Annotated in this window: 13 protein-coding genes and 1 pseudogene; 12 read left to right on the forward strand and 2 right to left on the reverse strand. The window is 72.5% G+C overall.

The genetic code is table 11. The features are described 5' to 3' along the window. A partial coding sequence (locus DW299_RS06290) for a helix-turn-helix domain-containing protein (protein ID WP_136036073.1) occupies positions 1–465 on the forward strand: 465 nt, incomplete at its 5' end. Here DW299_RS06290 and DW299_RS06295 read toward each other — a convergent pair. Further along, positions 441–1,697 (reverse strand): APC family permease, encoded by a 1,257-nt coding sequence (locus DW299_RS06295; RefSeq protein ID WP_136036074.1) that lies wholly within the window; start codon positions 1,695–1,697, stop codon positions 441–443. The two genes, DW299_RS06290 and DW299_RS06295, sit on opposite strands and share 25 nt — an antisense overlap. 41 nt (positions 1,698–1,738) lie before the next feature. After that, positions 1,739–2,209, reverse strand: coding sequence for a PaaI family thioesterase (locus tag DW299_RS06300; protein WP_136033419.1), 471 nt, complete (start codon positions 2,207–2,209; stop codon positions 1,739–1,741). A gap of 100 nt (positions 2,210–2,309) precedes the next feature. On the opposite strand from DW299_RS06300, the gene DW299_RS06305 reads away from it, so the two are divergent. From DW299_RS06305 to DW299_RS06355, 11 genes and pseudogenes are all read left to right on the forward strand, one after another. Further along, positions 2,310–2,741 (forward strand): GntR family transcriptional regulator, encoded by a 432-nt coding sequence (locus DW299_RS06305; protein ID WP_136036075.1) that lies wholly within the window; start codon positions 2,310–2,312, stop codon positions 2,739–2,741. Next, positions 2,738–3,808 carry a DUF1648 domain-containing protein gene (locus tag DW299_RS06310; RefSeq protein ID WP_205814339.1) on the forward strand — a complete coding sequence of 357 codons (1,071 nt, stop codon included), beginning with the start codon at positions 2,738–2,740 and terminating at the stop codon, positions 3,806–3,808. Before DW299_RS06305 ends, DW299_RS06310 begins: the two co-directional genes overlap by 4 nt. After that, a complete protein-coding gene (locus DW299_RS06315) occupies positions 3,805–4,797 on the forward strand; it encodes a CPBP family intramembrane glutamic endopeptidase (RefSeq protein WP_136036076.1) in 993 nt (330 codons plus the stop codon). Before DW299_RS06310 ends, DW299_RS06315 begins: the two co-directional genes overlap by 4 nt. A 4-nt stretch (positions 4,798–4,801) precedes the next feature. Continuing rightward, positions 4,802–5,461 (forward strand): O-methyltransferase, encoded by a 660-nt coding sequence (locus DW299_RS06320; RefSeq protein ID WP_136033428.1) that lies wholly within the window; start codon positions 4,802–4,804, stop codon positions 5,459–5,461. 126 nt (positions 5,462–5,587) lie between these two features. After that, positions 5,588–6,868: a phosphopyruvate hydratase gene (eno, locus tag DW299_RS06325; RefSeq protein WP_136033431.1), complete on the forward strand. Its 1,281-nt coding sequence runs from the start codon at positions 5,588–5,590 to the stop codon at positions 6,866–6,868. Positions 6,869–7,135: 267 nt separating this feature from the next. After that, a complete protein-coding gene (locus DW299_RS06330) occupies positions 7,136–7,510 on the forward strand; it encodes an FtsB family cell division protein (protein ID WP_136033527.1) in 375 nt (124 codons plus the stop codon). Between the two features lie 47 nt (positions 7,511–7,557). Continuing rightward, the gene (locus tag DW299_RS06335; protein ID WP_136033433.1) at positions 7,558–8,097 is read left to right on the forward strand and encodes a DUF501 domain-containing protein; all 540 of its coding nucleotides are present in this window, start codon (positions 7,558–7,560) and stop codon (positions 8,095–8,097) included. Next, positions 8,094–9,410, forward strand: coding sequence for a S8 family serine peptidase (locus DW299_RS06340; protein WP_136033435.1), 1,317 nt, complete (start codon positions 8,094–8,096; stop codon positions 9,408–9,410). Before DW299_RS06335 ends, DW299_RS06340 begins: the two co-directional genes overlap by 4 nt. A gap of 25 nt (positions 9,411–9,435) precedes the next feature. Continuing rightward, positions 9,436–10,929 carry an NAD(P)/FAD-dependent oxidoreductase gene (locus tag DW299_RS06345; RefSeq protein ID WP_136036077.1) on the forward strand — a complete coding sequence of 498 codons (1,494 nt, stop codon included), beginning with the start codon at positions 9,436–9,438 and terminating at the stop codon, positions 10,927–10,929. Between the two features lie 183 nt (positions 10,930–11,112). After that, positions 11,113–12,195 carry a hypothetical protein gene (locus DW299_RS06350; protein WP_136036078.1) on the forward strand — a complete coding sequence of 361 codons (1,083 nt, stop codon included), beginning with the start codon at positions 11,113–11,115 and terminating at the stop codon, positions 12,193–12,195. 224 nt (positions 12,196–12,419) lie between these two features. Then, positions 12,420–12,937 (forward strand): annotated as a pseudogene (locus DW299_RS06355) (cation-transporting ATPase); the annotation flags it as partial.

A 12,937-nucleotide genomic window follows, 5' to 3' on the forward strand; every position in this document is an offset into this window, starting at 1 on the left:
GTCGACACCGCCCGCGCGGTCGCGGCACCGGAGCTGCACGACGGGGTGTCGGCGGCGATGTCGACGGGGGAGGGGCACCGGGAGCGCGCGGTCGCGGCGTTCTCCCGCTGGCTCGTGGCGAACGCGCCGGCGGACGACGGCGATGCCCGAGGTGCGAACGCCGTGTTCGACGCCCTGTTCGGCGACGGGGCGGCGCTGACCCACGAGGAGGCCGCGACGCGCCTGGCGGTGTCGGTGCGCACCCTGCAGCGCCTCACCCGACGGCACGTGGGGCTGTCGCCCGCGGCCATGATCCGTCGCCGACGGTTGCAGGAGGCCGCGCAGCGCGTGCGCGATGAGCCCGCGGTCGACCTGGCGTCGCTCGCGGCCGAGCTCGGGTACGCCGACCACGCGCACCTGACCCGGGACTTCCGGGCCGTGCTGGGCATCGCTCCGCGGGGCTACCGTTCCGCGCTGCGGGAGTGATCGGCGCGCCGTTCGAGCCGCAGCCGCACGAGTCGATAGGCCACCCCGGCGACGACCACGGCCGTTCCGATGAGAGACGCCGCCACGGGCAGCGTGTTCACGAGCACCAGGCAGCCGAGCGCGCCGACCACCTGGAGCGCGCGCGGCGACCGTCGGGCGGCGCCGCGCTGACGGAAGGCCGCGGCATTGGCGATCAGGTAGTAGAGCAGCACCCCGAACGAGGAGAAGCCGATCGCGGTGCGCAGGTCGGCCGTCAGCACCAGCGCGATCACGAGCGCCGCGAGCACGAGTTCCGCGCGCTGGGGCACCTGATGCCGGGCGTCGATGCGGGACAGGAACCGCGGCAGGTCGCCCTCCCTGGCCATCGCGAGCACCGTGCGTCCGATGCCGGTGAGCAGCGCCAGGAGTGCCCCGAGGGACGCGGCCGCCGCGGCGATCCGCACCAGGGGCGTCGCCCACGACCAGCCGGCGGCGACGAGCACGTCTGCCAGCGGCGCGGTCGCGCCCTGCACCTCGGCGCCGAGCACCAGCACCACGGTGAGGCCGACCAGCGCATAGACGACTACGGCGCCGCCGAGGGCCAGGGCGATCGCGCGGGGGATCGTGCGCACGGGGTCGGTGACCTCCTCGCCCATCGTCGCGATCCGGGCGTAGCCGGCGAATGCGAAGAACAGCAGCCCGGCTCCCTGGAGCACGCCGTACGCGGTCGCGTCGGGCAGCGGGACGGGGGTCGAGGTGGGAGCGGCGCCGAGCCCGAGGATCACCACGACCGCGAGCCCGAGCAGGGAGCAGGCGACGAGGATCCGGGTCAGCAGCGCGGTGCGGGTGACGCCGAAGCAGTTGACGACCGCGAGCGCCGCGACGGCGAGCACCGCGACCGGCGTCTGCCAGGCGGGCGGGACGGCGTAGGCGGCGAACGTCATCGCCATGGCCGCGCAGCTCGCGATCTTACCGATCACGAAGCTCCAGCCGGCGACGAAGCCCCACCACGGGCCGATCTCGGCGCGCGCGTAGGCGTACGTGCCGCCCGCGACCGGGTGGACGGCGGCGAGCTGTGCCGACGCGGTGGCGTTGCAGTAGGCCACGACGGCGGCGATCGCGAGGGCGATCAGGATGCCGCTGCCCGCGACGCCGATGGCCGGGGCCCACACGGCGAACACGCCGGCGCCGATCATCGAGCCGAGGCCGATCGCGACGGCGTCGGCGAGGGTCAGGCGTCGGGCGAGGGGCACGCGGCCATCGTCCCACGTGCCGGTGAACGGCCGGTGTCGCGTCAGCGGCGGGCGGCGGTGACGCGCTTCTTCTCGCGGATGTACACCTGGCGCCGCACGCTCGCCACGGTGTCGCCGTCGCGGTCGGTGATCACGGTCTCGAACCACTCGAGCACCTTGCCGCCGCCGTGGGCGCGCTGCCGCAGCTCCTCCGCCTTCTCCCGCGGCACCGAGAACTCGGCCGTGAGCACGCCGCGTCCCGGCTTGAGGAACTCGATCTCGCCGCGGGTGTCCCACACCACGTAGTCGCGCCCGAGCTGGTGCATCACGAGCATGAAGAAGTACGGGTCGGTCATGGCCGACATGGAGCCGCCGAACGCCGTCTTGACGTAGTTGCGGGTGAAGACGTTGACGTGCAGCTCGACGGTCGCGTGGGTCCAGTCCTCGCTGAACCGGCGCACGCGGATGCCGCTGAACAGGTTCGGGATCCACAGGCTCATGCCGACCGCGAGGCGGCGGGGGGTGATGCGCATGAGGTCAGTGTGGAGGATGCGGCGGCGACCGGCGAAGACGTCTGGAGGGTTGGCACAGTTGTTCTAGTTGACATAGAATAAGTAGCGATAGGAGGTCGCCATGCTGATCCGCGTCGACGTCGACAGTCCGCACGCGCTGTACGACCAGGTCGCCGCGTCCATCCGGGCCGACATCCTGGCGGGCGCGCTCACCCCGGGCGACCGGCTGCCCGCGGCGCGCGACGTCGCGAGCGCGCTCGACATCAACCAGCACACGGTGCTGCACGCCTACCAGCGGCTGCGCGACGAGGGTCTCGTCGACCTCCGGCGCGGCAGGGGCGCGGTGATCGCGGCCTCTGCGGCCCCGCTGGTCGAGCTCGCGCACGAGATCGACGGACTCGTCCGTCGTGCCGCCGCGGTGGGGGTCTCCGCCGAGACGCTCGCCGGCATCGTCCGCACCCACCGCGCTCCCGTCGACGACCGGAGCGCCCGCGCCGCACAGCGGACCACACCGCGCACCACACCGCGCACCACAGAGGAGGATTCGCCATGACGACCCACGACCTCACCCGCACGCCGCCCGCGCTGCTGCGGCGGGCGCGCCTCCTCTTCGTCCTGGTCGCGGTCGCCGCACCCGTGGTCATCACGGCCATCGCCGCCGCGGTGCTGCTGTCCTGGCTGCCCTCGCTCCCCGGCACCGTCGCGGTGCACTGGGGTCTCGACGGCGCCGACCGCTTCGGTGCCCCGATCGTCTACCTCTGGCTGCTCCTCGGCGTCGGGCTCGGCCTCCCGCTCCTGATGGCCGCGACCACGCTCGCCGCGGTGGCTGCGCACTGGGGCGGAGCCGCCCGGCTGATGGGTGCGCTCGCGGCCGGCATGTCCGGGTTCGCGGCGGTGCTGAGCCTCGGGTCGCTGTGGATCCAGCGCGACCTCGCGTCGACCGCCGAGGTCCCGGGCATCGGCGTCGTGACGGCGCTCGCGTTCGCCGCTCTCCTCGTCACCGGAGGTGTCGCCTGGCTCATTCAGCCCAGGGTGAGGCCCGAGCCCGGGCGCACGCTCGAGCCGCGGCACGTCGTGCGGGTGGCCGACGGGGAACGGGTGGTCTGGGTGGGCACCACGACCATGCCCCGCGGGGCCCTGGCCTTCCTTCTGGTCGTCCTCCTCGGGCTGATCGCGCTGGCGGTGTGGATGCTCGCGGGCGGCATCACCGGGGCGTGGATCGCGGTCCTGGTGACCGTGGTGGTGGCGTTCGCCGTGGCCGCGACGGCGTCGTTCCGGGTGCGTGTGACACCCGAGGGCCTCACGGCGCAGGCTCCGCTCGGCTGGCCGCGTCAGCGCATCCCGGTCGACCGCATCGTGTCCGCGCGAGCCGTGACCGTCTCGCCGTTCGGGGAGTTCGGCGGATGGGGGTGGCGCTTCTCGCCGGACGGCCGCAGCGGCATCGTGATGCGACAGGGCTCCGCGATCGAGGTGGCGCGCCGCGACCACGGACCGTTCATCGTGACGATCGACGGGGCGGAGGAGGCCGCGGCACTGCTGCAGGCCTACGTCGATCGGGCCGCCGCGCGGACGGACCACGGGGGAGGGTCCGACGGGGCGACCGAGAGGAGCGGACGATGACCGTCGACGACACGACACGCGACGCGGAGGGAGCCGTGACGCGCGTGCCGTGGGCCGCGGTGATCGTGTTCATCGCGACAGCCTGCGGGCTCGCCTGGCTGGTCGCCCTGCCGCTCTGGCTGGGTGCGGGGCTCGCCGAGCCGATCTCGACGCTCCTGCTGCCGGCCATGATGCTGACGCCCGCCCTCGCGACGGTGCTCGTGGTGTTCGTGATGCGGGTGCCCAGGCCGGGTGCGCGCCTGCGCTTCCTGGGGCTCTGGCCGCTGCGCCCGGCGAAGCGCGTCGTGTGGCTCCTGGTCGCGGCGTGGCTGATCCCCCCGCTGCTGGTGGGGCTCGGCATCCTGGTCTCCGCCGCCCTCGGCTGGGTGCGGCTCGACCCGACGTCCGGGGCGTTCGCGGCCGAGCTGGCACGGGCGCTCCCCGCCGGCACGCCGATGCCGCCGGTCGAGGTCGTGGTGTTCGCGCAGCTCGCGATGATCCCGCTCGGCGCGCTGGTCAACGCGGGGTTCGCGTTCGGTGAGGAACTGGGGTGGCGCGGGTGGCTGCTGCCCGCCCTGCGTCCGCTGGGCACCTGGCCGGCGCTGCTGCTCAGCGGTGTCATCTGGGGTCTCTGGCACAGTCCGGTGATCCTGCTCGGCTACAACTTCGGTCGCACCGACGTCACCGGCGTGCTGTTCATGGTCGGCGGGTGCGTCGCGTGGGGTGTGCTGTTCGGCTGGCTGCGCCTGCGCTCCGGGTCGGTGTGGCCGGCGGTCGTCGCGCACGGTTCGCTGAACGCCGCAGCCGGGATGGTGGTGCTGTTCGCCGCGACACAGCCCGACCTCGCGCTGGCGGGACCGCTGGGTGTCGCGGCCTGGCTGGTCGCGGCGGTGGTGATCCTCGTGCTGCTGCTGACCGGGCAGTTCCGGGTGCAGCCGCCGCTCGCGCCGCGGCGAGCCGGAGCAGCGGCGGCGACGCTTGACGCGCCGCGTGCGCCGGGGGTTGGCTGAGCGCATGGACTCCACCCCCGCCGCCTGGGCCGACGCCGACACCTTCCTCGCCGAGCAGCTCTTGGAGCCCGATCCCGCGCTCGACGCGGCGCTCGCCGCCCAACGGGCCGCGGGGCTGCCCGAGATCGAGGTCGCGCCCCTGGCGGGCAAGCTGCTGAACCTGCTGGTGCGGTTGAGCGGGGCGCGGCGGGTGCTGGAGATCGGCACGCTCGGCGGCTACTCCACGATCTGGCTCGCACGCGCCGTGGGGGAGGAGGGACGGGTCGTGACGGTCGAGGCCGAGGCGGACAACGCCGCGGTGGCCAGGGCGAGCCTCGATGCGGCCGGTGTCGGCGAACGGGTGGACATCCGCATCGGCCGCGGCGCCGACGTGCTCCCGACGCTGGTGGGCGGGTTCGACCTGGTGTTCATCGACGCCGACAAGGAGTCCAACACCGTGTACCTGGACTGGGCCGCGCGGCTCGGTCATCCCGGCACCGTGGTCGTGCTCGACAACATCGGCCGCGACGGTGAGATCGTGCGCGACGACTCGACCGATCCGAAGGTCATCGGCACCAGGGAGGGCCTGCGGATGCTGGGGGAGGACCCGCGGTTCGATGCGACCGCGCTGCAGACCGTGGGGCTGAAGGGCTGGGACGGCGTCGCACTGGCCCTCGTGGTCTGACCCGGCCCGCGCGCGGCATCCACCCGGCGCCGCCTGTCACCCCGGCGCCGTCCGAGCCCGGGGCTAGACTGGGGCGCGGATCGACGACGCTCCACACAACCTTTTCCCTGAGCAAGGAGCACATCAGTGGCACTGATCGAGGCTGTAGGCGCACGCGAGATTCTCGACTCGCGCGGAAACCCGACCGTCGAGGTGGAGGTGCTCCTCGACGACGGCATCGTGCAGCGTGCGGCCGTGCCGTCCGGTGCGTCGACCGGCGCCTTCGAGGCGTACGAGCTGCGCGACGGCGACAAGAGCCGCTACGGGGGCAAGGGCGTGCGCAAGGCCGTCGAGGCCGTGATCGACGAGCTCGGCCCGGCGCTCGAGGGCGTGGAGGCGAGCGAGCAGCGCATCGTCGACGAGATCCTGATCGAGGTCGACGGCACCGAGAACAAGAAGCGCGTCGGCGCGAACGCCATCCTCGGCGTCAGCCTTGCGGTTGCGAAGGCCGCCGCCGACTCCGCAGACCTCCCGCTGTTCCGCTACCTGGGCGGCCCCAACGCGCACGTGCTGCCCGTGCCGCTGTTCAACGTGATCAACGGCGGCGAGCACGCCGACAACGGCATCGACATGCAGGAGTTCTTCCTCGCTCCGATCGGCGCCGAGACCTACTCCGAAGCGCTGCGCTGGGGCGTCGAGACCTACCACGTGCTGCGTGCCGAGCTGAAGGCCGCCGGCTACGCCACGGGCCTCGGCGACGAGGGCGGCTTCGCCCCCGACCTGCCCAGCAACCGCGAGGGCCTCGATTTCCTGGTCAAGGCCATCGAGAAGGCCGGGTTCACCCCGGGCACCGACATCGCGCTGGGCCTCGACGTCGCCGCCACCGAGTTCTTCAACGACGGCGTGTACCGCCTCGACAACAAGGACTGGGACGCCGCGGCGCTGACCGAGTACTACGTCGGCCTGGTGAACGACTTCCCGATCGTCACCATCGAAGACGCGCTCGCCGAAGACGACTGGGACAACTGGAAGCACCTCACCGAGGCGCTCGGCTCGAAGGTGCAGCTGGTCGGCGACGACCTGTTCGTCACCAACCCGCAGCGTCTCGCCGACGGCATCGCCCGCGGCGTGGCCAACTCGCTGCTGGTGAAGGTCAACCAGATCGGCACGCTCACCGAGACGTTCGACGCGGTCAGCCTGGCGCAGCGCTCCGGCTACACGGCCATGCTGTCGCACCGCTCGGGCGAGACGGAGGACACCACGATCGCCGACCTCGTGGTCGCCACGAACGCGGGTCAGATCAAGGCGGGTGCCCCGGCGCGCAGCGAGCGCGTCGCGAAGTACAACCAGCTGCTGCGCATCGAGGAGGAGCTCGGCGACGCCGCGGTCTTCGCCGGCCGCTCCGCGTTCCCGCGCTACCGGGCCTGAGCGCACACACAGTGACAGAGCCGCGTGAGCCGCGGCAGGACGACGCCGCCGAGGCGGCATGACGGAGGAGGAGCCGTGGCACGACGACCGGCTCCTCCTTCGTCGTCGCCGAACGCGTCTGCGCGCCCCGCGACGGCCAAGACCGCACGGCCGGCACCGTCCGCGAAGCCGGGGCGTCGAGCGCCACGGAGCGCGGAGGGCGCCGCGCCGCGGGTGGACGTGCGGGAGTGGGCGTCGGGGATCCGACTGTCCGCGTTCTCTGCGATCATGCTGTCGCTCGTGGTGCTCGGCGCCTGGGTGCTGGTCCCCACGCTCGGGACGTTCATCGACCAGCGGCAGAAGATCGCGGCGCTGGAGGCCTCGGTGCAGGTCAGCGAGGCCGAGATCGCCGCGCTCTCCGCCGAGCGCGATCGGTGGGACGATCCCGCCTACATCACGACCCAGGCGCGCGAGCGCCTGTATTACGTCAAGCCCGGCGAGGTCGTGTACCTGATCGACAACGACCTCGATCCGTCGGCGCTGCCGCGGGAGCAGGAACCGGTGAGCGACACCCTGGAGGAGCGCCCCGCGGACTGGATGCCGCAGCTGCTGCGCACGCTCGTGTCCGCCGGCCTCAGCGACACCGTGGCCGTCACCCGCTGAGCTTCCGCTCCGAGCATCCTCCCTGGAGCCTCCCCTACGCTGGTGTGGTGACGACGCCCCCGTTCCCCGCCCCCACGCCCGCCGAACTCGCCGTCGTGTCCGCGCAGCTCGGCCGCCCCGCGCGGGGAGTGGTCGGGATCGCGGCGCGGTGCCGGTGCGGCAACCCGACGGTGGTCGCCACCACGCCGCGGCTTCCGGACGGAACGCCGTTCCCCACGTTCTACTACCTGACCCATCCCGCGGCGACCGCGGCCATGTCGACGCTCGAGGCCACGCATGTGATGCCGGAGCTCGCCGCTCTGCTGGACGACGATGCGGAGGTCGCCGAGGCGTATCGCGCGGCGCACGACGCGTACCTGGCCGATCGCGCGCAGTTCGGTGAGGTTCCGGAGATCGACGGCATCTCGGCGGGCGGCATGCCCACCCGCGTCAAGTGCCTGCACGCTCTCGCCGGGCACGCCCTCGCGGCCGGCCCCGGTGTGAACCCGATCGGCGACGCGGCGCTCGAGCGCTCGTCCTGGTCGCCCGAGGTCTGCCGCTGCGAGGACCCCGGTGCGGCTGTGCGCGAGGCGGCGCGCTCGGCATGACCGGACGGCGGATGCTGCGCAGCGTGGTCGCCGCCGCCGCGGTGGCGACGACGGTGCTGCTGCTGGGGTCGAGCGCGACGGCGGCGACGCCGCCGCCGATCCCGGACGACCCCGCCGACCCGGTGCGCGCGGCGGAGTACTGGCTCGACGGCGCGCGGATCCGCGAGGCGTGGCAGACGACGCGCGGCGAGGGGACGACCATCGCGGTGATCGACACAGGCATCGGCAAGGTCCCGCAGACGTTCGGCGACGCGGTCGTCGGCGGCACGGACGTCTCCGGCACGGGGACGCCGGATGGACGGACGCCGCTGGGCGCGATCGACGGCAACCACGGGTCCTGGGTGGCGTCCCTCGCCGCCGGTCGCGGCGCCCCCGACGGCACCGGCATGATCGGCGTCGCCCCGGAGGCCAAGCTGCTGTCGGTGTCCGTGGGCTTCGGCGCGGCGGCCGCCGTGCCCTTCACGGAGCAGGTGGCGAAAGCGATGCGGTGGGCGGTGGACAACGGGGCCGACATCATCAACCTCTCGTTCACCACCAACACCCTGGACTGGGACGAGAGCTGGGACGACGCGTTCCTCTACGCGTTCGAGCACGACGTGGTCGTGGTGGTCGCGGCGGGCAACCGGGGGAGCGGCACGAACATCATCGGCGCTCCCGCCACGATCCCCGGTGTGCTCACGGTGGGCGGTGTCGATCAGACGGGGACCGCGAGCATCGAGGCATCGACGCAGGGCATCACGATCGGGATCTCGGCGCCCAGTGAGGGCCTGCTCGGTGTCTCGGCCGACGGGGAAGTCGTCAAGTGGAACGGCACGAGCGGTGCGGCACCGATCGTGGCGGGGATCGCCGCGCTCATCCGGTCGGCACATCCCGACATCTCCGCGAACGACGTGATCAACCGCATCATCAAGACGGCGATACCCGTACCCGATGCGCAGAAGCCCCGCGATCCGCTCTACGGCTACGGGCTGGTCGATGCTGCCGCGGCGATCTCGGCCACCCTTCCCTCGGTCGACACGAACCCGATGGGCGACCTGGCGGAGTGGATCCGGCTGTTCCGCCGAGCCGAGAGCGAACCGGCGCCGCAGCCCGAGCTGACCCCGGTCGCCGTGCCTCCGCTTCCCGATGCGGATCAACCGAGCGAGGCCGGCTCACCGCTGCTTCCCAGCGCCGAATCACTGCGCTACGGTACCCTGCCGCTCGTCGCACTCACGGTGCCTGGTATCCTGATAGCGCTTGGCGTCACCGCAGCTGCCCGGCGCATCCGATCGGCGCGCGTTCCCGTACGCCACAATCCCGACTCCGAGGAGTAGTTCTTCTGTGCCTCAGAACAGCACTGTGCCCAAGATCCTGATCGTCGGCGGGGGCTACGCAGGTTTCTACACCGCGTGGAAGCTCGAGAAGCACCTGCGCAAGGGTGAGGCCGACGTGACCATGGTGGACCCGCTGCCGTACATGACGTACCAGCCGTTCCTTCCCGAGGTCGCCGCCGGTTCGATCGAGGCACGTCACTCGGTGGTCGCCCACCGCCGCCACCTCAAGCGCACGCACGTGCTCACCGCCAAGGTGACCAACATCAACCACGCGCAGAAGACCGTGACGATCACGCCGCCCGTCGGCGAGCCGTACGAGTTCGCGTACGACCAGATCGTGGTCACCGCGGGTGCCGTCTCGCGCACGTTCCCGATCCCGGGCATCGCCGACAACGCGATCGGTCTCAAGACCATCGAAGAGGCCGTGGCGATCCGCGACAAGGTCATGTCGAACTTCGACAAGGCCGCCTCGCTTCCCGCCGGTCCCGAGCGCGACCGTCTGCTGACCGTGGTCGTCGTGGGTGGTGGCTTCGCCGGCATCGAGGTGTTCGCCGAGCTGCGCTCGCTGGCCTCGTCGCTCGTGAGCAAGTACCCGCAGATCCACTTCGAGGACACGCACTTCCACCTGATCGAGGCGATGGGGCGGATCATGCCCGAGGTGTCGCTCAAGACCAGCGAGTGGGTGCTCAAGGACCTCGCGAAGCGCGGCGCCAACGTGCACCTCGACACGCAGGTCACGGGTGCGATCGACGGCAACGTCGAGCTCTCGACGGGCGAGGTCATCCCGACCGACGTGATCGTCTGGACCGCGGGCGTCATGGCCAACCCGACCGTCGTGCGCGGCGGCGACCTGCCGATCGAGGAGCGCGGTCGCATCCAGACCCGCGCCGACCTGCGCGTTGGCACCCCGGAGGCCTTCGTCGAGGGCGCCTGGGCTGCCGGTGACGTCTCGGCCGTGCCCGACCTGTCGGGTGGTGGCGTCGGCGGATTCTGCGTGCCGAACGCGCAGCACGCGGTGCGTCAGGCCAAGCTCCTCGCGAAGAACCTGGTGGCGGTGCTCCGTGGCGAGGCGCCCAAGGAGTACTTCCACAAGAACCTCGGGGCCGTGGCCGGTCTCGGCCTGTACAACGGCGTCTTCCAGTCCGGCAAGATCGCCCTCAAGGGCTTCATCGCCTGGGTCGCGCACCGCGGGTACCACGGACTCGCGATGCCGACGTGGGAGCGCAAGTGGCGCGTGCTGTGGGGCTGGTGGAACAACCTGTGGCTCGGCCGCGACCTGGTCAACCTCGAGACCGTGCAGAACCCGCGCTACGTGTTCGAGGAGTTCGCGGCGCGTCCGCGTCCGGCGGCACCGGCCGACGCGGCCCCGGCGGCTGCTCCGGCGAAGTCGGCTCCGGCCGCGAAGGGGGCTCCCGCCGCGGAGACCCCGGCCGATGTGAAGCCCGCTCCGAAGAAGGCGGCGGCGAAGAAGCCCGCCGCGAAGGCTTCGGCGACAGCGGAGACCGCGCCCGTCAAGTGACGACGACACCGAACGGCCCCGTACGCGAATGCGTGCGGGGCCGTTCTCGTTCCGGGCCGGACGTATGAGGGTGGAGACGCCGCAAGAGTTGGCCACGTAACATGTCAGATTGTACGCTTTCCGGGAGCGTGGACAAGGCCGTGTGGGCGGCCGTGTGGATCGTGCGCGATGCGAGGAGACCAGGTGGCGACGCGGAGTGGGGGTTCGATGCCGACGCTCAGCGTCTCGATCCGCGCCCTGCCGGGGCTCGAGAACCGGGCGGTCGCCCTGGCGCACGAGCTCCGCAGCGCTCCCGTCCAGATCGTCTCCGACGGGATCGAACCGTCGGCGCGTCGCGGTTCCCCGCGTCCCGTCTGGCAGCCGTGGAGCCGCCGGGCGACTCATCATCTCGTGCTCTCGGGTGACGTGGACGCGCATCCGGCGCTTCTCGCTCAAGTCCGCGACGCGGTGAGGCGTCAGCCCGCCGCGGTGCTGAGCTTCTTCTCGGGGTGGGACACCTACGCGTCGCACGCGGTGCGGATCGCTGCCTTCGCCGGGCGGCCGTGGGTCGCCCCGCCGGGGAAGACGGCGTCCGTCGTCGCCACCGTTCTGCCGGTCGCGGTCGCCGCCGAGCTCGCCGCCGCCGACGACAGCGCTCCCGTCGACGATGGGGAAGCGCTGTTCCGAGTCATCCGATCCCGCGGCCTGTCCCACTTCGCCAGCAACCCCAGCCTCGTGCAGGTCGCCGACCTCCGCCCGGATGGCGCGGGGGCGGCGCGAGCAGAGCGCGCGACAGCGTTCCTTCCGACGGCGGAGGCACCGGCGGCGTGGTGGGCAGGGGATCCGCTTCCCACACCGATGCAGATCCCGGCGATCCATGTGAGCGACGGCGAGCCGGTGTCATACGAGGCGCCCCTGGACGGAGATGATCGCTGGCGCATCCGGTCGAGGCGGGCGATCCCCGCTCCGCACTCGCGGCGGCTCACCCGCATCATCCGCGACCGCCTGCTGTGCACCGAGGTCGCCCGCAGCGATCTGCGTGCCGCGGCGTCGCTCCTGGGCGCGGCCTCGGTGCTGTGCGATCAGCTCCTGCTCGCGGCGCGCGCGGGGTCGCCTCCGGAGGGCTTCGGGGAGCTGAGCGCTCGGGAGTCCGCCGGGACGCTCCCCCTCGGGGCGCTGGGACGCACGGTCGCGGCGCTCTCGGAGGACGGCGGGCGCACCGAGGTGCATGCGGCGTTCCTCGCCATCCGCGACGACGTGCTCGAGGTGCTCGACGATCTCGGCTGAGCGGGCAGTGGAGAGGATCCATAGCCCTGCCCGCTAGGGTTTCGAAGTGCAAGGGGAGTACTCCCGTCTGCAGCGTCGTCGTCACTACGGACATGACATCGTGTCCCGGCCCGCTGGCCCTTCCGGGCGGAGGAGACCTTGGCACCCGTTCGCGGGCTGCCCGGAGACCCCTGCCGATGCTGGACGTCGACCCTCCCGGTGGCCCGCCCCACGAAGGGATCACCATGGGAAAGCTCTCCCGACTCATCCGCCTCGCCTCCGACGCGCTCGACACGGGCGGCGCGACATCCTCGCGGCGGCCCGGGGACACGGGGCGGGAGTCCACCGATTGGGGCGGAATGATCCGCGGTGCGGTCGACCAGGTGCGCGGCACCCGCGACGCCTCGCCGTCCGCCGCACGACCGGGCGACCCGTACGCGCCGCCGCCCGCGCACGACGCGACCGCCCGTCGCGACCAGGACCGGACACGACCCGCGGGGGCCTTCGCGTCGCCGCCCGCACCGCACCACGGCGGATCCGCGCTCTCCCCGCAGGATCGTGCCGCGATCGCCCGGTACGACTACCTGATGCAGACGGCCGATCCTCAGCGCATCGAGCAGCTCCACCGCGAGGCGTTCGCGCGGCTCACCCCGCAGCAGCGCGAGGTCGTGGCGGCGCGCATGCAGCAGGAGCTCCCCGCGGGTGAGCGGCCGCGGTCGTCCGCCCCCGACGATCTGGCCAGGGCGGCCGGGCGGGCCGAGGC

It is taken from the genome of Microbacterium sp. K35 (assembly GCF_004794375.1).
Classification (GTDB): domain Bacteria; phylum Actinomycetota; class Actinomycetes; order Actinomycetales; family Microbacteriaceae; genus Microbacterium; species Microbacterium sufflavum.

Bases quoted from the DNA above. Each gene is read 5' to 3' on its own strand.
- DW299_RS06330 (WP_136033527.1), top strand. From the start codon at position 7,136: ATGCTGTCGCTCGTGGTGCTCGGCGCCTGGGTGCTGGTCCCCACGCTC.
- DW299_RS06320 (WP_136033428.1), top strand. From the start codon at position 4,802: ATGGACTCCACCCCCGCCGCCTGGGCCGACGCCGACACCTTCCTCGCC.
- DW299_RS06300 (WP_136033419.1), bottom strand. From the start codon at position 2,209: ATGCGCATCACCCCCCGCCGCCTCGCGGTCGGCATGAGCCTGTGGATC.
- DW299_RS06340 (WP_136033435.1), top strand. From the start codon at position 8,094: ATGACCGGACGGCGGATGCTGCGCAGCGTGGTCGCCGCCGCCGCGGTG.
- DW299_RS06315 (WP_136036076.1), top strand. From the start codon at position 3,805: ATGACCGTCGACGACACGACACGCGACGCGGAGGGAGCCGTGACGCGC.
- DW299_RS06310 (WP_205814339.1), top strand. From the start codon at position 2,738: ATGACGACCCACGACCTCACCCGCACGCCGCCCGCGCTGCTGCGGCGG.
- DW299_RS06305 (WP_136036075.1), top strand. From the start codon at position 2,310: ATGCTGATCCGCGTCGACGTCGACAGTCCGCACGCGCTGTACGACCAG.